Origin of the sequence: Streptomyces sp. NPDC086519 (assembly GCF_040686075.1) — a bacterium.
Taxonomy (GTDB): Bacteria; Actinomycetota; Actinomycetes; order Streptomycetales; family Streptomycetaceae; genus Streptomyces; species Streptomyces shenzhenensis.
The window spans coordinates 1-22320 of sequence record NZ_JBFBJL010000107.1 but is presented as its reverse complement, the minus strand read 5'-3'; the positions used below and the strand labels follow the sequence as shown (position 1 = coordinate 22320).

22 protein-coding genes are annotated in these 22320 nt (G+C 73.7%); 16 read left to right on the top strand and 6 right to left on the bottom strand.

What is annotated here, in order from left to right; translation table 11 throughout:
* Positions 1 to 1715: NAD(P)-binding domain-containing protein (locus AB0P24_RS45515; protein ID WP_365804968.1), on the bottom strand; the 1715-nt coding region annotated here is incomplete at its 3' end.
* A 273-nt stretch (positions 1716 to 1988) separates the two neighbouring features.
* On the opposite strand from AB0P24_RS45515, the gene AB0P24_RS45510 reads away from it, so the two are divergent.
* The 9 genes from AB0P24_RS45510 to AB0P24_RS45470 all read left to right on the top strand — a co-directional run bounded on the left by AB0P24_RS45510 (position 1989) and on the right by AB0P24_RS45470 (position 10563).
* On the top strand, positions 1989 to 2405 hold the full coding sequence (locus AB0P24_RS45510) for a carboxymuconolactone decarboxylase family protein (RefSeq protein ID WP_365804966.1): 417 nt from the start codon (positions 1989 to 1991) through the stop codon (positions 2403 to 2405).
* Positions 2406 to 2448: 43 nt separating this feature from the next.
* Positions 2449 to 3189: an SDR family NAD(P)-dependent oxidoreductase gene (locus AB0P24_RS45505; protein WP_365804964.1), complete on the top strand. Its 741-nt coding sequence runs from the start codon at positions 2449 to 2451 to the stop codon at positions 3187 to 3189.
* 211 nt (positions 3190 to 3400) lie between these two features.
* Positions 3401 to 4591, top strand: coding sequence for an FAD-dependent oxidoreductase (locus AB0P24_RS45500; protein ID WP_365804962.1), 1191 nt, complete (start codon positions 3401 to 3403; stop codon positions 4589 to 4591).
* A 23-nt stretch (positions 4592 to 4614) separates the two neighbouring features.
* Complete coding sequence (locus AB0P24_RS45495; RefSeq protein ID WP_365804960.1) at positions 4615 to 4809, top strand: ferredoxin; 195 nt, start codon at positions 4615 to 4617, stop codon at positions 4807 to 4809.
* A gap of 45 nt (positions 4810 to 4854) precedes the next feature.
* Positions 4855 to 6093 (top strand): cytochrome P450, encoded by a 1239-nt coding sequence (locus tag AB0P24_RS45490; protein ID WP_365804958.1) that lies wholly within the window; start codon positions 4855 to 4857, stop codon positions 6091 to 6093.
* 121 nt (positions 6094 to 6214) lie between these two features.
* Positions 6215 to 7156: an SDR family NAD(P)-dependent oxidoreductase gene (locus AB0P24_RS45485; RefSeq protein WP_365804956.1), complete on the top strand. Its 942-nt coding sequence runs from the start codon at positions 6215 to 6217 to the stop codon at positions 7154 to 7156.
* Between the two features lie 390 nt (positions 7157 to 7546).
* The gene (locus AB0P24_RS45480; RefSeq protein WP_365804954.1) at positions 7547 to 9010 is read left to right on the top strand and encodes an MFS transporter; all 1464 of its coding nucleotides are present in this window, start codon (positions 7547 to 7549) and stop codon (positions 9008 to 9010) included.
* 250 nt (positions 9011 to 9260) lie between these two features.
* Positions 9261 to 9656 (top strand): hypothetical protein, encoded by a 396-nt coding sequence (locus AB0P24_RS45475; protein ID WP_365804952.1) that lies wholly within the window; start codon positions 9261 to 9263, stop codon positions 9654 to 9656.
* 85 nt (positions 9657 to 9741) lie between these two features.
* The gene (locus tag AB0P24_RS45470) at positions 9742 to 10563 is read left to right on the top strand and encodes an SDR family oxidoreductase (protein ID WP_365804950.1); all 822 of its coding nucleotides are present in this window, start codon (positions 9742 to 9744) and stop codon (positions 10561 to 10563) included.
* A 70-nt stretch (positions 10564 to 10633) separates the two neighbouring features.
* Here AB0P24_RS45470 and AB0P24_RS45465 read toward each other — a convergent pair whose 3' ends face one another.
* On the bottom strand, positions 10634 to 11479 hold the full coding sequence (locus AB0P24_RS45465; RefSeq protein ID WP_365804948.1) for a helix-turn-helix transcriptional regulator: 846 nt from the start codon (positions 11477 to 11479) through the stop codon (positions 10634 to 10636).
* Between the two features lie 101 nt (positions 11480 to 11580).
* Between AB0P24_RS45465 and AB0P24_RS45460 the strand changes: the two genes are divergently transcribed.
* On the top strand, positions 11581 to 12288 hold the full coding sequence (locus tag AB0P24_RS45460) for an SDR family oxidoreductase (RefSeq protein WP_365804946.1): 708 nt from the start codon (positions 11581 to 11583) through the stop codon (positions 12286 to 12288).
* A gap of 66 nt (positions 12289 to 12354) precedes the next feature.
* Here the strand turns inward: AB0P24_RS45460 and AB0P24_RS45455 are convergent, their stop codons facing one another.
* Positions 12355 to 12636, bottom strand: a complete 282-nt coding sequence (locus tag AB0P24_RS45455; protein WP_365804944.1) for a hypothetical protein — start codon at positions 12634 to 12636, stop codon at positions 12355 to 12357.
* Between the two features lie 96 nt (positions 12637 to 12732).
* Here AB0P24_RS45455 and AB0P24_RS45450 point away from each other — a divergent pair, with 96 nt between their 5' ends.
* From AB0P24_RS45450 to AB0P24_RS45430, 5 genes are read left to right on the top strand one after another with little or no spacing between them, the layout of a single operon-like run.
* Positions 12733 to 12909 carry a hypothetical protein gene (locus AB0P24_RS45450; RefSeq protein ID WP_365804942.1) on the top strand — a complete coding sequence of 59 codons (177 nt, stop codon included), beginning with the start codon at positions 12733 to 12735 and terminating at the stop codon, positions 12907 to 12909.
* A gap of 9 nt (positions 12910 to 12918) precedes the next feature.
* On the top strand, positions 12919 to 13431 hold the full coding sequence (locus tag AB0P24_RS45445) for a cytochrome P450 (RefSeq protein WP_365804970.1): 513 nt from the start codon (positions 12919 to 12921) through the stop codon (positions 13429 to 13431).
* Between the two features lie 13 nt (positions 13432 to 13444).
* Positions 13445 to 15103, top strand: a complete 1659-nt coding sequence (locus AB0P24_RS45440; protein ID WP_365804940.1) for an OB-fold domain-containing protein — start codon at positions 13445 to 13447, stop codon at positions 15101 to 15103.
* Positions 15100 to 16542: a DoxX family protein gene (locus AB0P24_RS45435; protein ID WP_365804938.1), complete on the top strand. Its 1443-nt coding sequence runs from the start codon at positions 15100 to 15102 to the stop codon at positions 16540 to 16542. The genes AB0P24_RS45440 and AB0P24_RS45435 overlap by 4 nt, the downstream gene beginning before the upstream one ends.
* The gene (locus tag AB0P24_RS45430; protein WP_365804936.1) at positions 16542 to 17372 is read left to right on the top strand and encodes an NAD(P)-dependent oxidoreductase; all 831 of its coding nucleotides are present in this window, start codon (positions 16542 to 16544) and stop codon (positions 17370 to 17372) included. Before AB0P24_RS45435 ends, AB0P24_RS45430 begins: the two co-directional genes overlap by 1 nt.
* Here AB0P24_RS45430 and AB0P24_RS45425 read toward each other — a convergent pair.
* Complete coding sequence (locus AB0P24_RS45425; RefSeq protein ID WP_365804934.1) at positions 17365 to 18771, bottom strand: amidohydrolase family protein; 1407 nt, start codon at positions 18769 to 18771, stop codon at positions 17365 to 17367. The genes AB0P24_RS45430 and AB0P24_RS45425 overlap by 8 nt on opposite strands.
* A complete protein-coding gene (locus AB0P24_RS45420) occupies positions 18768 to 20120 on the bottom strand; it encodes a CoA transferase (RefSeq protein WP_365804932.1) in 1353 nt (450 codons plus the stop codon). Before AB0P24_RS45420 ends, AB0P24_RS45425 begins: the two co-directional genes overlap by 4 nt.
* 22 nt (positions 20121 to 20142) lie before the next feature.
* Between AB0P24_RS45420 and AB0P24_RS45415 the strand changes: the two genes are divergently transcribed.
* Positions 20143 to 21228, top strand: a complete 1086-nt coding sequence (locus tag AB0P24_RS45415; protein ID WP_365804930.1) for an enoyl-CoA hydratase/isomerase family protein — start codon at positions 20143 to 20145, stop codon at positions 21226 to 21228.
* A gap of 77 nt (positions 21229 to 21305) precedes the next feature.
* Here AB0P24_RS45415 and AB0P24_RS45410 read toward each other — a convergent pair whose 3' ends face one another.
* Complete coding sequence (locus tag AB0P24_RS45410; RefSeq protein WP_365804928.1) at positions 21306 to 22103, bottom strand: hypothetical protein; 798 nt, start codon at positions 22101 to 22103, stop codon at positions 21306 to 21308.
* Between the last annotated feature and the right edge of the window lie 217 nt (positions 22104 to 22320).

Sequence of the window (22320 nt, the reverse complement as noted above, 5' to 3'; positions counted from 1 at the left end):
TCCTGGTCGACGGCGATGACCTCCCTGTTGTCCAGGATGCCGAAGGTCGCCGCGGAGGCCTTGCGCAGGTCGGTGCCGATGAGCAGCGGGGCGGCGACGGACTCCCGGATCAGCTCCTGCAGCTTCCAGCGGCCGGTCGGGTTGAGCAGCTGCTTGATCGCCTTTCCGGGGATGTTGGCCCCGTAGAAGTAGCTGCTCTTGAGGAAGGAGGACTGGCCCTCGCTGTCGTTGACCAGGTTCGTCCACTCCTCCTCCGCGGCCGGGGTGACCTCGACGACGTCGTGGCCGTGGTCGCGCGCGTGCCTGAGCACGTCCATCACGTAGTCCACCTGGTCGCCGGAGTAGCGCGGGTTGTTGCCGAGCGCGCCGTGCGGACCGCCGGGGAAGAAGAAGTTCGGGAAGCCGGCGGTCGTGACGCCCAGGTAGGTGGACGGTCCGTCCGCCCAGTACTCCTCCAGCGCGAGTCCCTGACGGCCGCGCACACCCAGCCGGTTGAGCGCGCCGGTGCCGAAGTCGTAGCCGGTCGCCCAGATGATGATGTCGGCCTCCCGCACGCCCTCCGAGGTCTCCACGCCGGTCTCGGTGATGCGGACGATCGGGGTCTCGTTGAGATCGACCAGATGGACCGTCGGCTTGTTGTACGCCTCGTAGTAACCGGTGCCGAACGGCGGCCGGCGGCCGCCGTAGCCGTGCCCCTTGGGGATCAGCTTCTCGGCCGTCTCCGGGTCCTTGACGATGGAACGGATCTTGGCGGCGATGAACGCGCACCACTCCGCGTTGACCGTCGGGTTCGTGGTCATGTCGTAGTAGTGCTCGGAGAGCTTGGTGAAGCCGGGCCCGTTCCACTTCTGCTCGTAGAACTCCTGCCGCTGCTCCGGGGTGTCGTCGAGGCCCGAGCGCATGGTGATCTGGTGCAGGAATCCGCTCACCGAACTGTTCAGGGTGGAGCGGATGGGCTCGAAGCCGGCCTTCAGCTCGGCCTGCTCCTCGGGCGTGATCGGCCTGTTGTTGAGCGGGGTGAGCCAGTCGGCCACCTTCTGGTACACCGTCAGGGAGGCCACCTCGTCGGCGATCGCGGGGACGATCTGCACCCCGCTGGATCCGGTGCCGATCTGGGCCACCCGCTTGCCGGTGAAGTCCACCGGCGTCCTCGGCCAGCGGCCGGTGTGGTGCTGCTCGCCGCGGAAGTCCGCGCGGCCGGGGATGTCCGGCACGAAGGGTACCGAGAGGATGCCGGTCGCCGCGACCACGAACCGGGCCCGGCGCTCGGTGCCGTCGGCCGTGCGCACGGTCCACGTCCCGGACGGCTCGTCCCATACCGCTGAGGTCACCTTGGCATGGAAGGCGATGTGCCGGCGCAGGTCGAACCGGTCGACGACGTGGTTGAAGTACCGCTCGATCTCCGGCTGGCCGGCGAAGTGCTCCGACCACTCCCACTCCTCCCACAACTCCTTGGAGAACAGGTAGCCGTAGGTGTAGCTCTCGGAGTCGAAGCGCGCCTCGGGGTAGCGGTTCCAGTACCAGGTGCCGCCCACGCCGCCCCCGGCCTCAAGGAGCTGCACCGAGAAGCCGGCCTCGCGGGCCTGGTAGAGCTGGTAGATGCCGGTGACCCCGGCGCCGATCACCAGGACGTCCACCAGGTCCGCCGAGCTCCGCTCAGGTGCCTGCGCCTGCGTGGCGGACGCCGTTTCCGGCGCCTTCGTCGATTCGCTCATCTGCCCTCCAACGTGACAGGGGCCGCTGCTCCCGCGTGAGCCTGCAATGATGTTTCGACCAGTCGGTCGAATATTCAGGGCGAGCGTAGAGGAGGGGGTGGGCCCGATCAATGGTCGTGATGCTGCGGGTTCGGGATTCCCGGGGGCCTCGCCGGGTGCCGGGCGCCCCGAGCGGCGCGGGCGACCGGATCGGCCGGAGCATTGATTGTACCGACCGTTTGAATTAACTTTCGCTCAGGCGAACCGCACAATGACGTGGCAGAGGAGTCGCGCATGACGACCGAGGACGTCCAGGAGTCCACCGCAACGGGGTCCGGAACCACCGCCGACCTGCGAGCCGCCGGCTGGAAGGCCATGCGGGCGGCCCTGCCCGGCGTCTTCCCCGAAGGGGGGGTCGACCTGCGTGACGGCCGTCTCGGGGAGGAACTGGTCGACATCGGCCTGACCAGTGTCTGGGGGGCGATGTGGGCCCGCGAGGGGCTCGCCCCCCGCGACCGCAGTCTGGTCACGCTCGGCCTGCTGATCGCGCTGGGCGCCGAGACCGAACTGAAGACCCACGTCAGGGTCGCGCTGACCAACGGACTGACCCGGGACGAGATCGCCGAGGTCATCTACCACGCCGCCGGCTACGCCGGTTTCCCCCGCGCGGTGGCGGCCCGGACCGCGGCCCGCGAGGCGCTGGGCGAATAGCCCCGACCGGATGGCACCCGAACCACGCACGCAAGGAGCAACCATGTCACTGGAAGGAAAGGTCGCGGTCGTCACCGGCGGCGCCCGCGGGATCGGGCGGGCGGTCGCCGCCGTCCTCGCCGCCCGCGGTGCCGCCGTCGCCGTCTGGGACCTGAACGCCGAGGGCGCCGAGAAGACCGTCGCCGAGATCCAGGCGGCGGGCGGCACCGCGATCGCCGTGGGCGGGGACGCGGCCGACGCCGCGGTCGTCGCCGCCTCGGCGGCCCGGACCCGCGAGGAACTGGGCCCCGTCACGATCCTGGTGAACAACGCCGGGATCACCGGCTACGTGCCCTTCACCGGCATCAGCGAGGCCGCGTGGGACCGCATGATCGGCGTCAATCTCAAGGGGCCGTTCCTGGTCACCAGGGAACTGGTGCCCGACATGCTGGCGGCGGGCTGGGGCCGGATCGTCAACATCTCCTCCTCCTCCGCGCAGACCGGTGCCCCCGCCATGGCCCACTACGCCGCGTCCAAGGGCGGCGTCATCGGCCTCACCCGGGCGCTGGCGATCGAGTACGCGGACAAGGGCATCACGGTCAACCACGTCCCGCCCGGCTTCATCGACACCCCCCTGGTGCGCGAGGGGCCGGTCGACGTCGAGGCGGCCGCCGCCACCATGCCGATGAAGCGGGCCGGGCAGCCCGAGGACGTCGCCTACGCGGTGGCCTACCTCGCCTCGGAGGAGGCAGGTTACGTGACCGGGCAGAGCCTCAGCGCCAACGGCGGACGCTACCTGGTGTGAGCCGCGGCGGCGCGACACCGGCGGGTGTGCGGTGTTCGCCGGCCTTCCGGGCAGGTGCCCCGTCCCGCGGGGCACCGTTCCGGGAATCATATTGATTCATTCGACCGGTCGGTCTATTTTTCCCTCAGGGACACCCGCACCGCAACGCAACGGAGTCACGCATGACGATCGAGGGCATCACCGGGGGGAACAAGACCGGAGAGGTGCTCGGATGACGGCCCCGGACCGCATCCTGGTGGTGGGCGCCTCCGCGTCCGGGCTCACCACCGCGGAGGCCCTGCGGCGCAAGGGGTACACCGGCCGCCTCACGGTGCTCGGCGACGAGCCGCACGCGCCGTACGACCGGCCCCCGCTGTCCAAGCAGGTCCTGGCCGGCGACTGGGAACCCGGCCGGGCAGCGCTGCGCACCGGGGAGCACCTGGCGTCGCTGGACGCCGAGTTCCTGCTCGGCGACCCGGCGGTGGCGCTGGACGCGGCGGCCCGAACCGTGCGCACCGGCTCAGGCCGGGAGCTGTCGGCCGACGCGATCGTGATCGCCACCGGAGTACGGCCGCGGCGGCTGCCCGGGCAGGATGTGCCGGCCGGGGTGCATGTGCTGCGCACCCTGGACGACGCGCTGGCCCTGCGCAAGGCCCTCCTGGAGGGTACGCGGCTGGTGGTCGTCGGCGAGGGCGTCCTGGGTTCCGAGATCGCGGCGACCGGCCGCAGGCTGGGCCTGGACGTCACGCTGACCGGCCCCCTCGACGCGCCCATGGCGCTGCAGGTGGGCCCGCTGGTGTCCGGCGTACTGGCCGCACTGCACACCGAGCACGGGGTCCGCCTGCGGCTGGGAGACGGCGTCGTCGGCCTCGCCGGCGACGCGGCCGGCCGGGTCACCGGCGTACGGCTCTCCAGTGGGGAGACGCTGCCGGCCGACGTGGTGGCCGTCGCGATCGGCGCCGTCCCGGCGACGGAGTGGCTGGCGGACAGCGGACTGCGGCTGGACAACGGCGTGCTCTGCGACGCCACGTGCCGGGCCGCGGACGGGATCTACGCGGTCGGCGACGTGGCCCGCTGGCACCACCAGTGGCTCGGCCGGCCGGTCCGCCTGGAGAACCGTACGAACGCCACCGAACAGGCCGTGGCGGTCGCCGCGGCGATCCTCGGCGACGGCAGGCCGTACGCACCGGTCCCGTACTTCTGGACGGACCAGTTCGACGCCAGGCTCCAGGTCCACGGCTTCCTGCCCGCCGACGCCGAAGTGGACGTCGTCGAGGGCGAGTTGTCCGCCCGTCGGTTCGTCGCCCGGTACCGCAGCGAGGGCCGGGTCACCGGTGTCCTCGGCTGGAACATGCCCAAGCAGGCCCGCCTGCGGCGGCAGGAGATCGTCGACGCCGTCGACGCCCTTACCCCCACCCTCTGACAAGAGCCAAGGAGATCCCCCCCATGAAGGTTGTCGTCGACGAGGACAAGTGTGTCGCCGCCGGACAGTGCGTGGCCGCCGCCATGGACGTGTTCGACCAGCGTGACGAGGACGGCATCGTCGTCGTGCTCAACGAGAACCCGCCTGCGGAGCTGGCCGACGACGTCCGCAACGCGGCGGCGGTCTGCCCCGCGCTGGCGATCCGCATCGAGGACTGACGGCACGTCCCCCTTCCCCCCCGCCCCACACCTGGAGGAACGACCATGACCGAGGCAGACACCGGACCGGCCGCCGACCCGGAGATCTTCGACTACCCGGGAGCACGGGACCGCGCGTGCCCCTACGCCCCGCCGCCCGGGCTGCGTGCCCTGCACGACAAGGCGCCCGTGTCGCGGGGCCGGATCTGGGACGGCAGCACCCCTTGGCTGGTGACCGGGCACGCGGCGCAGCGCACGATCCTCTCGGACCCCCGGGTGAGCTCGGACGACAAGCAGCCTGGCTTCCCGCACCCCAACCCCGTCATGGCGGCGAGCGTCCACGAGCACCCGCTGACCATCTTCAACGCCGACGGAGCCGACCACTCGCGGATCCGCCGCATGATGACGCGGCCGTTCACCCGCCCCCGGATGGAGGCGCTGCGGCCGGAGATCCAGAAGTTCACCGACGACCTCATCGACAAGATGCTGGCCGGTCCCAAGCCGGTGGATCTGGTGACGGCGCTGTCGCTGCCGCTGCCCTCGCTGATGATCTGCGCGCTGCTCGGGGTGCCGTACGAGGACCACGAGTTCTTCCAGGAGCACGCCTCCTTCGCCACCAGGAGCGACAAGACCCTCGAAGAGCAGCGGGCGGCCAACCAGGCGCTGGGCGGCTATCTCGCCGGACTGCTGCAGCGGAAGACGGACGAGCCCACCGAGGACGTCGTCTCGGACTTCGCCGCGCGGATCAAGGCGGGCGAGTGCACCCTGCCCGAGGCCACCCTGCTGTGCATGATCCTGCTGATCGCCGGTCACGAGACCAGCGCCAGCATGATCACCCTGGGCACCGCGGCGCTCTTCGAGAACCCGGACCAGCTCGCGCTGCTGCGCGAGACCGACGACCCGAAGGCCGTCGCGGGCGCCGTCGAGGAACTGCTGCGCTACCTGACCATCCCGGCGCTCGGACAGCGGCGGATCGCCCGCGAGGACATCGAGATCGAGGGCGTGACCATCAAGGCCGGGGAGGGCATCATAGTGCCCCTGCCGGCGGGCAACTGGGACCCGCAGGCGTTCCCGCAGCCGGAGAAACTCGACCTCACCCGCGAGGCGCGCCACCACCACGCGTTCGCCTGGGGCATCCACCAGTGCCTCGGCCAGCAGCTCGCCCGCATCGAGCTCCAGGTCGTCTACGGAACGCTCTACCGGCGCATCCCCACCCTGCGCCTCGCGATCGACCGCGAGGAGCTGAAGTTCCGCAGGGACGACGCGCTCGCCTTCGGCATCCACGAGCTGCCGGTCACCTGGTAGCGCGACAACCGCCGGCCGCCCGCCCCGTCCGGGGACCACGGGGCGGGCGGCCCGGCACACCGGGGCCGACCTCGGGCCCACCTCAGGTCCACCCGCGGGTGGCGTACAACAGGAGTCACGCATGAGCGAGTTCAGCTTCGAAGGACGCGTCGCCGTCGTCACCGGCGCGGGCCGGGGCCTCGGCCGGGCCTACGCGCGCCTGCTGGCCGAGCGCGGCGCGCAGGTCGTCGTCAACGACCTCGGCGGCTCGATGGAGGGCGACGGCGCCGACGAGGGGCCCGCCCAGAAGGTCGTCGGGGAGATCACCGCGGCGGGCGGCACGGCCGTGGCCGACACCCACGACGTGGCCACGCCCGAGGGCGGCGCGGCGATCGTCGGTGCGGCGGTCGAGCACTTCGGCCGCATCGACGTCCTCGTCAACAACGCCGGCATCATCCGCTGGGCCGGGCTCCCCGAGGCCGACGCCGACAACCTCGAACGCCACCTCGCCGTACACCTGACGGGCTCCTTCAACACCCTGCGTGCCGCCTGGCCGCACTTCGTCGGCCAGCGCTACGGCCGGGTCGTCCTGACCACCTCCAGCGGCATGTTCGGGCTCCCCGACAACCTGGGGTACGCCGCCGCGAAGGCCGGCACGGTCGGCCTGGCCCGCAGCGCGAAGCTGGCCGGCGAACCGCACGGCATCAAGGTCAACCTGATCGCCCCGGCCGCGATGACCCGCATGGGCGGCGGCCCGGAGGAGGAGCCGGCCGAGCCCGCCGCCGGCGGTCCGTACATGCCCTCGGACGCGGTGGCCCCGATGGTCGCCTACCTCGCCCATGAGGACTGCCCCGTCAGCGGGGAGATCTACACCGCGGGCGCCGGCCGCTTCGCCCGCCTCTTCCTCGCCTCCACCCCGGGCTACGTCCACCGGGACGGCTCCGCCGCCGTCGAGGACGTCGCGAAGAACTGGGAGGCGATCAACGACGAGACCGGCTACTACGTGCCGTCCGACCTGATGGCGTGGTCCGGGGCCTTCCTCCGGCACCAGTTCCCGCCGGGTACGGACACCGCCGCCTCCTGACCGGGCGCCACCGGCCGGTGGCGCCCCCACTTCCCTCCGCCTTCCTCCGCTTTCCTTTGCTTTCCTCCGCTTTTCATGCTGCGCGAATTGTGTTGTTCGCGCGGCATTTTTCTGTTGCCCGGAAGTCGCACTCTGCGGGGAATTTCTCCGGTCCGGAGGATTGATTGTACCGACCGTTAGGTCTACGTTACGTGCGAAGCCGGGCGGCGCCACGGGTGTGGTGCTCGCGCCGGCGCCTCCCCGCACTTCGCATGGGCCGACGAGATACGTCGGCGTTCCGGATCGGCCGGCTCACGGCTGTGCCCGTCCGATCTCCCCTCCGGCAAGGCGCGTCAGCCGTGTCTGTCCGCGGCGGCTTCCCGCGCCCCCGACCGTCCACGGAAGGCCCTCATGTCCCACACGCAGACCGCTCCGCCGCAGGCGGACAAGAGATCCCGCTCCACCAGCCGCAACGTGCTCGTCGTCGGCGCGCTGCTGTGGACGGTCCAACTGGTCTCGCTCGTCGCCGCGTTGTCCGGCGTCGCCCAGGCCGACGTCGCGATCCGCTTCCGGACCACCCAGATCGCCTGGTTCACCCTGATGACCCTGCTGAGCGGCACCTTCTTCCTGCCGTTCATGGTCAAGGGCGCGGCCCTGTTCGGAAAGAAGCGTGCCCTGCTCGTCGCCACCGGACTGGGCTTCGCCGGCGACCTGCTCGCCGCCGTCGCCACCGACTACCGAACCCTGCTGCTCGGCCGCGGCATCGCGGGCCTGTATGCGGCCACGATGCCGATCGGGTACGCGATCACCCGCGACATCCTGCCGCGCCGCTGGGTCGGCATCGCCAGTGGGATCCTCGCCGGCGGCGTGGGCCTGGTCGCCTTCGGCGGACCGTTCCTGGCCGGCTGGCTCCTGGACGACTACGGCTTCCGCGGAGTGCTGTGGTTCATGGCCGTCAGCACCGCCGTGAGCTTCGTCCTGGTGGCCGCCCTCGTCCCGGAGAGCCCGGTCCGCGAGCGGGCCGGCCGGATGGACTGGACCGGCGGGATCCTGCTCGGCGCGGGCGTCACCGCGCTCGTCTACGCGGTCGGAGAGGGCACGGACTGGGGCTGGGGCAGCGGCAGGTTCATCGCCTTCGTCGCGGGCTCGGCCCTCGCGCTGCTCGCCTTCGTGCTCGTCGAACGCCGGGTGGCCGAGCCGCTGTTCCCGCCGTCCATGACGCGGCGCCGGCCCGTGTGGACCGTCCTGCTGGCCACCTCCGTGGCGGCCGGCTCGCTCAGCGCCGTCGGTGTGGTGATCCAGCTGCTGGTGCTGATGCCGAAGATCCCGCACGTCTCCGACGGGCTGGGCTGGTCCGGGACCCACAACGCCGTGGTCACCAGCCCGATCAGCGCGATGATCATCATCGGTGCGGTGGGCACCGGCTGGGTCGCCCGCCGCGTGGACGCCCGGATCCTGCTGGCCGCCGGTGCCGCGCTCACGGTCCTCGGCTACGGCATCGGGACCCAACTGCACCACAACGGCCCCCAGATCGTGGGCATGGGCGTGATCGCCGGTCTGGGCACGGGCATGGTCGTCGCCGTCGTCCCCATCATGATCATCGAGGTGGTGACACCGGAGGAACAGGCCCTGGCCAACGGCGCCCAGACGCTCGCGCAGGGCGTCGCCCAGATCATCGTCTCCCAGCTCGCCTTCGTGGTCATGGCCCAGCACGGAGTGGTCCTCAAGGGCACCCAGTTCTACCTCGATGCGGGCTTCACCAACGGACTCTGGCTCGTCGTCGGATGCTGCGCCTTCGGCATGCTGCTCGTCGCGCTCATGCCGAGGAGCAGGAGCCTGGAGGAGGCCGCGGCCCCGGCCGCACCGGCGGCCTGACGGACGTACGGCCCTTCGGGCCGGGGCAGCGCCGCGGTGTCCGGCGTCGGCGGGATCGGGCACCACGGCGCACCTGTGCCGTCCGGCCGTGGTGGAGCGGACTGCACCACGGGTTGGGGAGTCAGCCTCCTCGTCGCCGCCGGCAGCCCACGGAATCGTGGACGGCACAGACCGGGGGAGCGCCGAGCTCTTGCCGCAGAGGACTTCGGCAGCGGCCGCGAGCGCGCTGCCGCCAGAAGGGACCGATCCCATGGCCATCGACCGACGCCGACGCACCACCGCCCTCGCCACCGCCGCGGCCGCCGTCGCACTGACCGCCGCACTCGCCACCGGGTGCGACCCCGACGACTCACTGGACTGCCTCACCAACGCCGACTCCATCGCCGACAGCATCACCGCCATCAACCGGGCCGGCGCCGACGCGATCGGGGACCCGGCACGAACCGAGGAATCCGTCACCGCCATCGAGAAGAACCTCGACAAGATCAACGAAAAGACGGACGACGACAAGGTCGGCAAGGCGGTCGAGGACCTCGACAAAGCGATCCGGGACTACAACAAAGCCATCCTGAACGGAGAAACCGACCCCGACCCCGCCAGGATCGACGCCGCGGCCGGGAAACTGAAGGACGTGTGCACTCCGTGACCCCCTCCGGGCCCCGCGGCAGCCCGGGCGCCGCCGCCCGCGAGACACTCGAGCTGTGACGAGTGTCTCTAGTGAGGAGTGGCGCATGACCACGGTAGGTATTGCCACCGGTGCCGGTCGCGGGACGGGGCAGGCATGTGCGAGCCGACTGGCCGACATGGTGGACGTGCTATTGCTCGTCGACCGGGACGAAGCCGCCGTGGCCGCGTTCGCCAAGGACCTGTCCAGCCACGGCAAACGGGCCGTCGCCGAGCCGTTCGCGGGGGACACCGCCGACCGGGACGACGTGGCCCGGCTGGCCGGCCGGGTTCGGGAAGCCGGCGCTCTCCGGGCCGTCGCGCACGCCGAGAACGTCGCTTTCGAGGAGGACGACTGGCGCCACATGCTCCAGGCCGATTTCGTCTCGACCGCGGTGCTCGCCGAGGCGCTGCGCCCGCTGGCCGGTGCCGGTACGGCGTTCGTGTACCTGGCCTCGGTGTCCCCGCTGATCGCGCACGTCGACCCCGACCCGGCGGTCGCGGCCGTCCTGGACGACCCCTTGCAGGACAACTTCCTCGAACGGGTCCGCGAAGCGGTGGGCCCGGCCGTCGAGGACCCCGCCTGGGCGTACCCGTGGGCCACCTACGGCGTGCAGCGCTTCGTCCGCGCCGAGGCGGTCAGGCTCGGGCCGGTGGGCGCGCGGGCGTGCTCGGTGTCGCCCGGCGCGATCGACACCCCGCAGACGCGGCTGGAGATGGCCCGGCACGCGTCGGTGCGGCAGCTCGTCGAGAGCACCCCGCTGGGCCGCGCCGGCCGGTGCGAGGAGGTCGCCGCCGTCGCCGCCTTCCTGCTGTCGGACGAGGCGAGCTTCGTGACCGGCGTCGACATCGTCGTCGACGGCGGCCTGTGTGCCGCGCAGGAGGAATGACGCCGGCAGCGCGCTCAGTGTCGGCGCTGCCCGGTCCCGGCGAAGCCGGACGGGAGAAGGAGAAGCTGCGTTAGTGCTTCCCCGCCAGGTGCTGGGTGCCGAGCACCGAGATCAGCTCCAGTTTCTCGGCGGCCTCGGTGCCCGGCTCGGCCGAGTACACGAGGATGCGCAGGTCGTGCTCCTCGACCCGGAGATGGTCGCAGTCCAGCGTGAGGGCGCCCACCTGCGGGTGCTCGACCGTCTTGCGTGACGCCTCCAGCCGGCCGACGACCCCCGCGTCCCACAGCTCGGCGAACCGCTCGCTCCCGGCCCGCAACTCCGCGATCATCCGCCGCAGCTGGCGGTCGGCCGGATAACGGGCCGCCGTCGAACGCAGCTCGGCCACCATGCCGGCCTCGAAGGCACGCCGCTCCTCGGGGGTGTGCCGCACCCGGGTCGGCCGGCCGAGGAAGTTGCGCCACACGCCGTTGCGCTCGAAGCCGCGCAACCCGGACGTGTCGCCCATCAGTGCCGCGTACATCGGGTTGGTCACCAGCAGGGTCATGGCCGCGTCGGTGACCGCGACGGGAGTGCCGGCCAGCCGGTCGAGCAGCCGCTGGACGCTGGGCGTGATGTAGGCGGGCACCAGGTCGGGACCCGGCACCACCAGGCCGGCCAGCCCGAACAGATACGTCCGCTCGTCCCCCGACAGCCGCAGCGCCCGCGCCAGCGCCTCGACGACCTGCACGGACGGATTGCTCGCCCGGCCCTGTTCGAGGCGCGTGACGTAGTCGACCGAGATGCCGGCCAGCAGCGCCAGCTCCTCCCGCCGCAGCCCGGCCGCACGCCGTTGGCCGCCGGCCGGCAGCCCCGCCGCGACCGGGGCGACCCGGTCGCGCCAGCGCCGCAGCGCCCGTCCGAACTCCGTCGCCGTCATACCCCCAGTCAACACGGTCGGCCGCGGATGTGCCTGGTACCCGCAGTCCCAGGAAGACGGGTCTTCTGGCTGCCCCCGCGACTTGGGCGCAGCCTTGACGCATGACGACAACACTGATCACCGGAGCCAACAAGGGCATCGGCTACGAGACCGCCCGCCAGCTCATCGCCGCGGGTCACACCGTGTACGTGGGGGCCAGGGACGCCGAGCGCGGACGCCGGGCCGCCGAGGAACTGGGCGCCCGGTTCGTCCTCCTCGACGTCACCGACGACGCCTCGGTCGAGGCCGCCGCCAAGAAGATCGAGGCCGACGGCGGGCTCGACGTCCTCATCAACAACGCCGGGATCGAGACCCGGAACGCGGACAACAGCGTGCCCACCGCCGCGACCGTGACGGCCGACCAGATGCGGAACACCTTCGAGACGAACGTCTTCGGCGTCGTCCGTGTCCTGCACGCCTTCCTGCCGCTGCTGCAGCGCTCGGCGGCACCGGTGGTGGTCAACGTCAGCAGCGGTCTGGCCTCCCTGACGGCCCTGTCCGACCCGGACCACTTCGCGCACTTCTACCCGGGTATCGCGTACCCGGCCTCCAAGACCGCGGTCAACATGCTCACCGTGCAGTTCGCGAAGGCCTTCCCCGCGATGCGGATCAACTCCGTCGAGCCCGGCTTCACCAAGACGGACCTGAACGGCAACACCGGTACGCAGACCGTGGAGCAGGGCGCCGAGATCATCGTCCGGATGGCACAGGCCGGCCCGGACGGTCCGACCGGCGGGTACTTCGACGTGAACGGCCGACTGCCCTGGTGAGCCGCTGCCGTCGGCGGACGGCTTCCTGGGGGCCCACAGCAGTCGACCGGCGGGCTGCCCGCTGAGTCACGGCTGCACAGGCCGGGTCGCCGCAGTGCCCCGCGTGCACAGCGGCGACCCGGCCTCGCGGGTCAGTTCGCGCGCGCTGCCCAGCAGTCCGTCCAGGACGACGGTCCGGCGGACGTGCCGGTGCAGCGAGTGCTCGGCGGTGAACCCGATCCCGCCGAGCGCCTGCCGGCAGTACCGGGCCGCGGTCAGTGCAGCCTGCCCGGCCGCCGCCTCGGCCGGCAGCGCGCCCAGGTCGTCCGCGGCCACGGCGAGGGCGGCCTCGGCGCCCTCCAGCGCCACCAGGATCTTCGCGAGCCTGTGCCGTAGCGCCTGGAGGCGGCGAGCGGACGGCCGAACCGGACGCGCTCCAGGACACGCCCGCGGGCCGGCGCCGGCATGGCGGGGCCGGTGCCGGGCAGCCACCAGCCGACCGCCCGCCGGCCCGCGGCGAGCGGCACGGCGGTACCCGTGGACACCGGCCGCAGGGGCAGCTCCACCACCACGGCCCAGACCCCGCACGCGCTGGAGCGGCTGTCCCGGCATCCCGCTGAGCGGGACCGGCTCAGCCGGTAGCGGCAGACCCTGCTGGACTCGGCGACCGAGGAGTTCCTGCGCCACTTCACCCCGGCACCGGGCGACGGCCGCACGATCTCCGCCGACTGCGAGATCGCCGGCCAGCGCTTCAAGGAGGGTGAACGCCTGTGGCTGTCCTGGGCGATGGCCAACCGCGACCCGGCCGTCTTCGCCGACCCCGACCGCGTCCTGCTGGACCGCAAGGGCAACCGGCACAGCAGCTTCGGCCTGGGCATCCACCGCTGCATCGGCTCGAACGTCGCCCGCATGGTGTTCAAGCGGATGGCGACGGCCGTGCTCGACCGGATGCCGGACTACCACTGCGACCCCGCCGGGACCGTCCACTACGAGACCATCGGCACCATCCAGGGCATGCGCCACCTCCCGGCGACCTTCACCCCGGGCAGGCGGCTCGGCCCCTCCCTGGAGGAGACGCTGGAGACCCTCCAGAAGGCCTGCGACGAGCAGCGCCTCGCCGAGCCCGTGACCGTGCGGCCGGGCCGGGCACAGACCGCTCGCTGAAAGGGAGTCACACGTGGCCGCATCCTCGGGACGTCCCCTTCCCCTGGTCACGGACCAGAACGAGTTCTTCTGGACGTCAGGGGCGGACGGCCGGCTGCGAATCCAGGAGTGCACCTCCTGCACCGCCCTGATCCACCCGCCCCAGCCCGTCTGCCGGTACTGCCGCGGCCAGGAGACGGGCGTACGGGCCGTCTCCGGATTCGCGACCCTCGTCGGCTTCACCGTCAGCCACCGCTTCAGCGCCCCCGGCCTGCCGTCGCCGTACGTCGTCGCCCAGGTCGCGCTCGAAGAGGACCCCCGGATCCGGCTCACCACCAACACTGTCGGATGCGACCCTGCCGACCTCGTCCTCGGCATGCGCATGGAGGTGGTCTTCGAACAGGCCGGACAGGTGTGGTTCCCCCTGTTCCGCCCCACGGCCGAGCAGGGGGAACCGGCACCGCTGCCCGCCGACGAGGTCGAACCCGACCAGGTACGGCGGCACATCCGGCCGATGCTCACCACGGAGAAGTTCGAGGACAAGGCCGCCCTCACCGGCATCGGCGCCTCACCGCTCGGCCGCCGCCTGATGGTCCCCCCGCTGTCGCTCACCGTGCAGGCCTGCCAGGCCGCGGTCGCCGACGCCGGCCTCACCCTGGACGACATCGACGGCCTGGCCAGCTACCCGGGCGCCACCACCATGGGCGGCTTCGGCGAAGGCGGAGTCACCGCACTGGAGTCCGCCCTCGGCATCCGCCCCACCTGGTACAACGGCGGCAGCGAGACCTTCGGCCCGGGCGGCTCCCTGATCGCGGCGATGCTCGCGGTGGCCGGCGGCCTCGCCCGCCATGTGCTGTGCTTTCGCACCGTGTGGGAGTCCAGCTACGGCGAACTGGCCAAACAGGGCCGGATCCCCCTGCCCGGCGGCCCGGACCCCGGCTGGCTCAAGCCCTTCGGCGCCACCTCCGCCGCCCACACCCTGGCCCAGAACGCCCAGCGCCACATGCACCGTTACGGCACCACCCGCGAGACGCTCGGCTGGATCGCCCTCAACCAGCGCGCCAACGCGGGCCTGAACCCCACCGCCATCTACCGCGCCCCGATGACGATGGACGACTACCTCCGGGCCCGGCCCATCACCACGCCCTTCGGGCTCTACGACTGCGACGTCCCCTGCGACGGAGCCGTGGCCGTCGTCGTCTCGGCCGTCGACACCGCGCACGACCTCGCCAAGCCGCCGGTCCTCGTCGAGGCCGTCGGCACCCAGCTCGTCGAGCGCATCGAATGGGACCAGAGCACCCTCACACACGAACCCCAGACGGTCGGCCAGTCCGCCCACCTGTGGACCCGTACCTCGATGCGCCCCGCCGACGTCGACGTGGCCGAACTCTACGACGGCTTCTCCTTCAACTGCCTGTCCTGGATAGAGGCGTTGGGCTTCTGCGGCATCGGCGAGGCCAAGGACTTCCTGGACGGCGGGAAGAACATCGCCCGGGACGGCGTCCTGCCCCTGAACACCCACGGCGGCCAGCTCTCGCACGGCCGCACCCACGGCATGGGCCTGGTCCACGAGGCGGTCGTCCAACTGCGCGGCGAGGGCGGGGCCCGTCAGGTGCCCGGGGCGCGGGTCGCCGTGGTCAGCACCGGCGGACTCGCACCCAGCGGGGTCATGCTCCTCAGGACGGCCACGTGACCGAAAGCCATGACGAGGTGGTGCCCGGCGTGGTGCACGTCGACGGCATCGCGCTGTCGTACCGGGCGAGTTGGGCGCGGCACCCGCGGGCCGTCGTGCTCGCCCTGCACGGCGGCGGGACCGACTCGGCCTGCTTCGACTGCCCGGGCCACCCCCGGCTCTCCCTCCTGCGTACCGGCCCCGCCCTCGGCTTCACCGCCGTCGCCCTGGACCGGCCCGGCTACGGCGCCTCGCTGCGCCACGCGCCCCGGCTCGCCGAACCGGCCCGGCGGGTCGGCCTCGCGTACGCGGCCCCGGACGACCTGCTCGCCTCCCGTCCCACCGGGGCGGGCGTGTGCGTGATGGCCCATTCGGCGGGCAGTGAACCGGCCGTGCGGATGGCCGCCGACGAACGGGGCGGCACACTGCTCGGCCTGGAGATCGCCGGCACCGGACGCCACCACCACCCGCGACCGGTCGCCTTCCTCGAACGTGGCGACGAGCATCTGCGCCGGGCCCGCGACCGGCTCCGGGCGGCGCTGTGGGGCGCGGGCCACCTGCACCCGCCGGTGTACCCGCCGGAGGTCCTCGGCGGCGCGAGCATCGCCGCGGCCTCACCCGCGTACGAGTCCGCCGCACGCGGCGGGCGGTACGAGTTCCCGGAACTGGCGGCGCGCGTGCGGATACCCGTGCACTTCACCCTGGGCGACCACGAGGAGGTGTGGAGCTCCGGCCCCGCCGCCGCCCTCGCCGACATCGTCGCCGCGCGTCCGGGCCGGCGAACAGCCCGACGCCGGACACAACCTGAGCCTCGGCCACCCGGCCCGGGCCTGTCACCTGAGGGTGCTGTCGTTCGCCGAGGAGTGTGCGGCGACCCGGGAGGCGGGGCGCACAGCGCCCCCACGACAAGGGAGAGCGGGATGAACCACGCCGATGCCGTAGCACTGCTGTTGCGCCTGGTCCTGGGCGTCGTCATGATCGCGCACGGCCTCAACCACTGGCGCGGCGGCGGCCGCATCGCGGGCACCGCCCGCTGGTTCACCGGCCTGGGCCTGACCCACGGCACCCTCCAGGCCTGGCTGAGCGTGGTCACCGAGACCGGCGCCGGGGTGCTCCTGCTGGCCGGCCTGCTCACCCCGCTGGCCTGCGCGGCCGTCATCTCCGTGATGCTGGTCGCGGGCCTGCTCGCACACCGGCCCAACGGGTTCTTCGTCTTCAAGGAGGGCTACGAGTACGTCCTCACGCTCGCCGTCGTGGCACTGTCGCTGGCCGCGCTGGGACCGGGCAGCGCCTCCCTGGACGACGCGGCCGGCCTCGACCGGGACGGCTGGACGGGCGCCGGCATCGCGCTCGCAGCGGCCGCACTGGGCACCGCCGGCCTGCTCGCCGCCTTCTGGCGGCCCCGGCCCGCACCCAAGCCGGTGCCCGGTCCCGAACACCTCGGGCAGGAGGCAGGCTGATGCGGGTCGGATTCATCGGGCTGGGCAGCCAGGGCGCCCCGATGGCCCGCCGGATCGTCGACGCCGGATACCCGACGACGCTGTGGGCCCGCCGTCCCGTCACCCTCCTGCCCTTCGCCGACACCCCGGCCGAGCGGGCCGCCTCCCCGGCGGACCTGGCCGCGGCCAGCGACCTGGTGTGCCTGTGCGTGGTCGACGACGTGGGAGTCGAGGAGGTTCTCACCGGCGAGCACGGGGTTCTCGCCGGACTGCCGAGAGGCGGGGTGGTCGCCGTGCACAGCACCGTCCATCCCGACACCTGCCGCCGTCTCGCCGACCGCGCCCGTACCCACGGCGTCACGCTGATCGACGCCCCGGTGAGCGGCGGCGGCCCCGCCGCGGTCGAGGGCCGGCTGGTGGTGATGGCCGGGGGCGAGCCCGGCACGGTCGACTACTGCCGGCCCGTGTTCGAGACGTACGCCGACCCGGTCGTGCACATGGGCCCGCTCGGCACCGGCCAGCTGGCGAAACTCCTCAACAACGCCCTGTTCACCGCCAATCTGGCCACCGCCGCCGACACCCTCGCCCTCGGCCGGGACCTGGCCGTCGACCCGGCCGCTCTCGCCCGGGTCCTCACCAACGGCAGCGCGGCCGGCTTCGCGCTGAACCGGGTCGCGGCGGCCGGGGGCACCCTGGACCGGTTCGCCGCCCACGCCGGGCCACTGCTGCGCAAGGACGTCCGTCTGCTCACCGACGTCGCCGCGGCCGCGGGCGCCGGACCGGACATCGTCCTGACGGCGGCCGAGTCCGCCCTGGCGCTCATGAACAGGCAGCCTCCGAACGTCAGTTGACGCCCACCCCATACTGGATCCGCCCCCGGACGAGCGTCAGCCGCACCAGATCGGACGCCGGACGGGCCAGCGCCTTCGCCAGCGGGACGGCGAGCAGGACGAGGTCGGCGGCCAAGCCGGGCCCAAGGCGCGGGGGAGGGGCGCCGGGGGAGTGCGGCGGTGACAGGTACGACGTCAGCGCCTGGGCGGCGGTGAGGCGTTCGGCGGGATTCGCGGTCCGGCCGCCGGGGACGCGGCGCGTGGTGGCCGCCCGGATCACGGACCAGGGGTCGAGCGGCCCGTACGGGGCGTCGCTCGACAACGCCAGCGGGATGCCGTCGCGCAGGAACGAGGCGCAGCGGTACAGGCCCGACCGCTCGCCGGGCGGGGTGCCGTCGAGGAACACGTCACCGCGGTCGGCGAGGAAGCCGGGCTGGGTGACCACGCGCAGCCCCAGCCGCCGTACGACGGGCAGGGCCTCCGCCGGAACCACGGCCGCGTGTTCGACCCGGTCACCGGGAAGCACCCCGGTCTGTTCCAGCGCCGCGAGAAGCAGGGCCAGCGAGACCGCCGTGACCGTGTGCACGGCGACCGGCCGGCCCAGGCGGTGTGCCGCGTCGATCTCCTCGGTCAGCAGTGCGAGATCCGGCAGCCCGGAGTCCGCCAGGACGATCTTCCAGGGACCCGGTGCCGGCCGGCCGGTCGGCGGTGTCCCGAGCGGCGCCCCGAGCAGCAGCAGCCGTTGCGGCAGCCGGCCGCTTCGCGCCTCCTCGGCCAGCAGGTCCACGGCAGCGCCGGTCAGGCCCGGCGTGGCGTCGGTGACCGCCGTGACGCCGTACCCGGCGAGCCGGCGGCCCACCGCCGCCAGGGACGGCGGGACGGGCTCGGGCAGCCGCTCGCGCAGCCAGTCGTCGGCACGCCACACCCGGCCCGTCGGCTGCCCGGCCGCATCGCGTTCGATGCCGGGATGGCGTCCGTGCCGGAGGCCGACCCGTTCGGCCGCGCGGGAGTTCAGCATCCACAGGGCGCCACTGCGGTGCTGCGCACGCACCGGGACGTCCGCGCGCAGCGCGTCGAGCCCGGCGGCGTCGAGCGCTCCGGCGACCCGTTCGTCGTAGCCGACGCCCCGGATCCAGCCGTGCCGGTCCGGAGCCGCGCGGTGCAGCGCCGCCCGCAGTGCCGCGCGGTCGCGGACCTCCGGCGGCCCGCACCGTACGGACGCGACCGCGGCCGCCAGCGCGAACAGGTGCAGGTGATGGTCCGTCAGGCCGGGCAGCAGGACACCGCCCGCCGCGTCGATCTCCTCCTCGCCGGGCGCGCGCCCGAGCGCCGGACCGAGTTCCTCGATCCGGCCGCCCCGGACGCGGACGGAGCACCGCCGGCCGTCGGCCTCCGCGTCCCGGATCAGCAGCCCGCTCACGGGACCCGGATCCCCAGGCCCCGCAGCAGCGTGGCGGTGTCGGCCCCGCTCGCCGAGGCGGTGGCGGCCGGACGGCGCGGACGCGGTACGGCCACCGGGTACGTCGTGCCGCCGGCGTCCACCCGCCAGCCGTCGGCGTCCGGGACGACCCGGGCGTCGGGGGCGCCGGACACGGAGAGGCAGGCGGACACCACGTCCGCCATCGCCACGTCCCGGACCGCGCCGCCGCCTCCCGGCTGTTCGGACAGGGCGAGCGCGGCGGCGAGCAGGCCGGTGAGCGGGTCGGCCACGGCGTCACCGGCGAACACCGGCAGCCCGTCCGCGTCCGTGCCCAGAAGCCCGCGGGCGGCCGCCACGTCGTCGCCGAAGCCGACCCGGTTCGAGGCCCGCCCGTACGCGGTGACCGAGATCCAGGTGCAGCCGCGGGCCGCCTCCGCCTCCGCGTCGAGACCGAACCCCGCCAGCGCCCGCGGCCGGGAGGCCTCGACGACCACGTCGGCCCGGCCGACCAGCTCGTGCAGGGCGGCCCGGCCGCGCGCGTCCATGGGGTCGAGGACGACCGAGGCATGCCCCGCGTGCAGCAGGTCGTAGAAGGCCGGATCTCCGAAACGCGCCCCGTCCGGGCGGGTCGGGGTCTCCACCTTGACCACCCTGGCCCCCGCCGTGCCCAGCAGGTGCGCGCACAGAGGTCCCGCCCACAGCGCGCTGAAGTCGACCACCAGCAGCCCGGACACATCGCGCGGTGGTCCCGGCAGCGGGCAGCGGTGGCCGGGCCGGGGCCGGACCGCACCGCCCGCCAGACCGAGGAGTTCCACCCGCTCGTCCAGGTCGGCGCCGTCGTGCGCGGCGAGCCAGCCGGCCAGCCGGCCGGGCAGCGTCCGCGCATCGAGATCCCGCCCGATCAGCGCGCTCCACAGCAGCGGGTCGTCCGGACGCGCGTCGGACACGGCGGCCCAGCCGTCCCCGGTGGGCAGCAGTCGGCAACTGCCGCCCACCGACAGCCGTCCCCGCCGTCGCCGCCCGCCGAGCGCGGCCCGCTCGGCGAGGAGCCGGGCACCGTCCAGCCTTGCCCCGCCGGCGGCGGCGATGCGGTCGGCCAGCCAGGAGGCGACGGCGGCCGCCCCGCCGGGAGGAAGCAGCGGAGGCACGCCCGGGTGACCGGTCAGGAGGGGGATGCCGCTGCGCGCCCAGTCCTGCGCGACGCGGGCGGCGCCGATGCCGAGCCAGGGCCGGACCGGATCCGTCGCGTCGGCGCCCGGCCGGTGCGCGGCCGGTGCCGGTGCCGGTGAACCGCCGGGTGCCCGGTGCCGGGAGGGTTCGGTCCTACTGCCAGATGCCCGGTCGGCCATGCGGGGATGGTAGATCAGAGAGGTGCCTGCGACCACAGTGATCTCCATAACCGATCTCGCGGCCGGAGCGGCGGACATCGGCCTCCTGGACTCCCACGGGGAGCCGTCCCTCCCGCTGGCGGTCGTCGACCTCGACCCGGCGACCGCACCCACCGCCGCCGACCTGGAGCGCGCGGTGCGCCGGGCCCGCGACAGCGACCGGCTCCTGGTCGGGCGTACCGCCCTCCCGGTGCCCGACTGGCCCGGCGCGCTCCTGAGTGCCCTGGACCTGACACTGGTACGAGCCTCCCGCGACCGCCTCCGCGCGACGGACGCCGCCGGGCACCGCGCCACGGTGGCGGTCGTCGACCCCGTCGCCGAGGCGGAGTTCCTGTGCGCACGGGCGGCTGAGCAGCCGCACGCGGCCCTGGTGCTGCGCCAAGTCCTGCGCATGAGCGGGCGGTTGCCGGTCCCGCGCGCCCTCGACCTGGAATCGCTCGCCTATTCGACGCTGCTCGGCGGCTCCGGCTTCGCCGGGTGGCTCGCGGCCCGTGGGCCACGGCCCGCGCCGCCGCCCGCGACCCGCGAGCCCGTGGTGGCCCACCGCGAGGGCGGCCTCCTGCGGATCACGCTCGACCGGCCCGAGCGGCGCAACGCGCACGGCGCCGAACTGCGGGACGCCCTGGTCGCCGCCCTCGACGTCGCCGTGCTGGACACGACCGTGCGCGAGGTGGTCCTGGACGGAAACGGTCCCTGTTTCAGCTCCGGCGGCGACCTGGACGAGTTCGGCACCGCGGCGGACCTCGCCGCCGCGCATCTCGTCCGCACCCGGGCGGGTGCGGCGACCCGGCTGCACGCGCTCGGCGGACGGCTCACCGCCAGGATCCACGGGACCTGTGTCGGCGCGGGCATCGAGCTCCCGGCCTTCGCCGCCCGGGTCCTGGCCGCCCCGGACACCACCGTCCGGCTGCCCGAACTGGCCATGGGCCTGATTCCCGGGGCCGGCGGCACGGTCGGCATCCCCCGCAGGATCGGCCGCTGGCGCACGCTGCACCTGGTCCTCGACGGCCGGGCCCGCTCCGCCGAACGGGCCCTGGCGTGGGGGCTGGTGGACCGGATCGAGGAGTGAGGCACGGGCCCGCGGTGTCCCGTGCCGGAACGCGAAGGGCCGGACGCCGAAGGTGAAGAGGCGTCCGAGCCCGGGTGTCAGCCGATGCAGATGACGAGCAGGCAGAGCCCCGAGGGCGAGGTGGCGGTCGCCGTGGGCGCGGGGGAGGCCGCCGGGGCCGATGTGCCCGCGGTCGAGGGCGGGGTCGCGGTGGCGGTGGGTGCGGGTGTGGCCGCCGGCTGCGCCGCCGCCCCGGCGGTGGTGCCGGACACCGTGACCGCGGTCTGCGGCTGGGCGGCGGAGGCCGTCGTACGCCGCGGTGCGCCGACGGTGCTCTGACGGGGCGTCGGCGTGGCACGGGGCGCGACGGCGCTCTGCTCCCGCGGGCCGTCGGCGGTGGCGGACCGGGCGGCGGACGAGGGGTCCGGGGCCCGGTGCCGCCCGGTCGGCGCCGACGCCGCCGGGGTGGTGTCCGCGGGCTGTTCGTCGGCGAGTCCCATGGGCCTGTTGTCCGGGGCCGTGGCCGCCTGGACCCGGTCCGTGCCCTGCCGGTCCAGCGAGGCGACGGTCAGTCCGCCGCCGACCAGGGCGACCGCGGTGGCCACCACGGCCCGCCGCTGGTTCTTCTTCCAGCGGACCCGCTGACGGCGCCGGGCCGCCCTGCCCATCGCCGCGGGCGGGGCGGCGTCCGGTCCCTCGTAAGGGTCCTCGGCGGCCTCTTCGGAGTGGGCGGCCGGGTCGAGCCACGCGGTGTCGGCCGGGGCCTGCCAGGCCACTGTGCCGCCCGGCGCCGGGGCCGCGGCCGCGCGGGGCGCGATGTCCGGGGCGTAGGCGCCGCATCCGGGGCACGCCAGCGCGCCGTTGAGGTGCCGACGGCACGAGGAGCAGTAGTCCATCCGCGTCTTCCTGACTCGACTGCGCCGGCGGCGCCCTGCGCCGTGGCCTGATCTCGATCGCACGTGGGATCGAACGGCCAGAACGGTAGCGAGCCTTTGGCCAGGCAATGTGCAGCCTGTGTGTCGCTTCTGCGCAGATGCCGTCCTGGCCGTTCCGCCGGCGCCGGGGGGGGGGCGCCCCCCCGGGGGGGGGCGCCCCCGGCCGCGGGGGGGGCCG

What these genes read in the sequence shown, in the direction of transcription:
- AB0P24_RS45460 (WP_365804946.1), top strand. Translation starts at nt 11,581, where the DNA reads ATGACGACAACACTGATCACCGGAGCCAACAAGGGCATCGGCTACGAG.
- AB0P24_RS45485 (WP_365804956.1), top strand. Translation starts at nt 6,215, where the DNA reads ATGAGCGAGTTCAGCTTCGAAGGACGCGTCGCCGTCGTCACCGGCGCG.
- AB0P24_RS45430 (WP_365804936.1), top strand. Translation starts at nt 16,542, where the DNA reads ATGCGGGTCGGATTCATCGGGCTGGGCAGCCAGGGCGCCCCGATGGCC.
- AB0P24_RS45505 (WP_365804964.1), top strand. Translation starts at nt 2,449, where the DNA reads ATGTCACTGGAAGGAAAGGTCGCGGTCGTCACCGGCGGCGCCCGCGGG.
- AB0P24_RS45450 (WP_365804942.1), top strand. Translation starts at nt 12,733, where the DNA reads ATGGCGGGGCCGGTGCCGGGCAGCCACCAGCCGACCGCCCGCCGGCCC.
- AB0P24_RS45465 (WP_365804948.1), bottom strand. Translation starts at nt 11,479, where the DNA reads ATGACGGCGACGGAGTTCGGACGGGCGCTGCGGCGCTGGCGCGACCGG.
- AB0P24_RS45470 (WP_365804950.1), top strand. Translation starts at nt 9,742, where the DNA reads ATGACCACGGTAGGTATTGCCACCGGTGCCGGTCGCGGGACGGGGCAG.
- AB0P24_RS45495 (WP_365804960.1), top strand. Translation starts at nt 4,615, where the DNA reads ATGAAGGTTGTCGTCGACGAGGACAAGTGTGTCGCCGCCGGACAGTGC.
- AB0P24_RS45475 (WP_365804952.1), top strand. Translation starts at nt 9,261, where the DNA reads ATGGCCATCGACCGACGCCGACGCACCACCGCCCTCGCCACCGCCGCG.
- AB0P24_RS45420 (WP_365804932.1), bottom strand. Translation starts at nt 20,120, where the DNA reads ATGGCCGACCGGGCATCTGGCAGTAGGACCGAACCCTCCCGGCACCGG.
- AB0P24_RS45490 (WP_365804958.1), top strand. Translation starts at nt 4,855, where the DNA reads ATGACCGAGGCAGACACCGGACCGGCCGCCGACCCGGAGATCTTCGAC.
- AB0P24_RS45510 (WP_365804966.1), top strand. Translation starts at nt 1,989, where the DNA reads ATGACGACCGAGGACGTCCAGGAGTCCACCGCAACGGGGTCCGGAACC.
- AB0P24_RS45480 (WP_365804954.1), top strand. Translation starts at nt 7,547, where the DNA reads ATGTCCCACACGCAGACCGCTCCGCCGCAGGCGGACAAGAGATCCCGC.
- AB0P24_RS45500 (WP_365804962.1), top strand. Translation starts at nt 3,401, where the DNA reads ATGACGGCCCCGGACCGCATCCTGGTGGTGGGCGCCTCCGCGTCCGGG.
- AB0P24_RS45410 (WP_365804928.1), bottom strand. Translation starts at nt 22,103, where the DNA reads ATGGACTACTGCTCCTCGTGCCGTCGGCACCTCAACGGCGCGCTGGCG.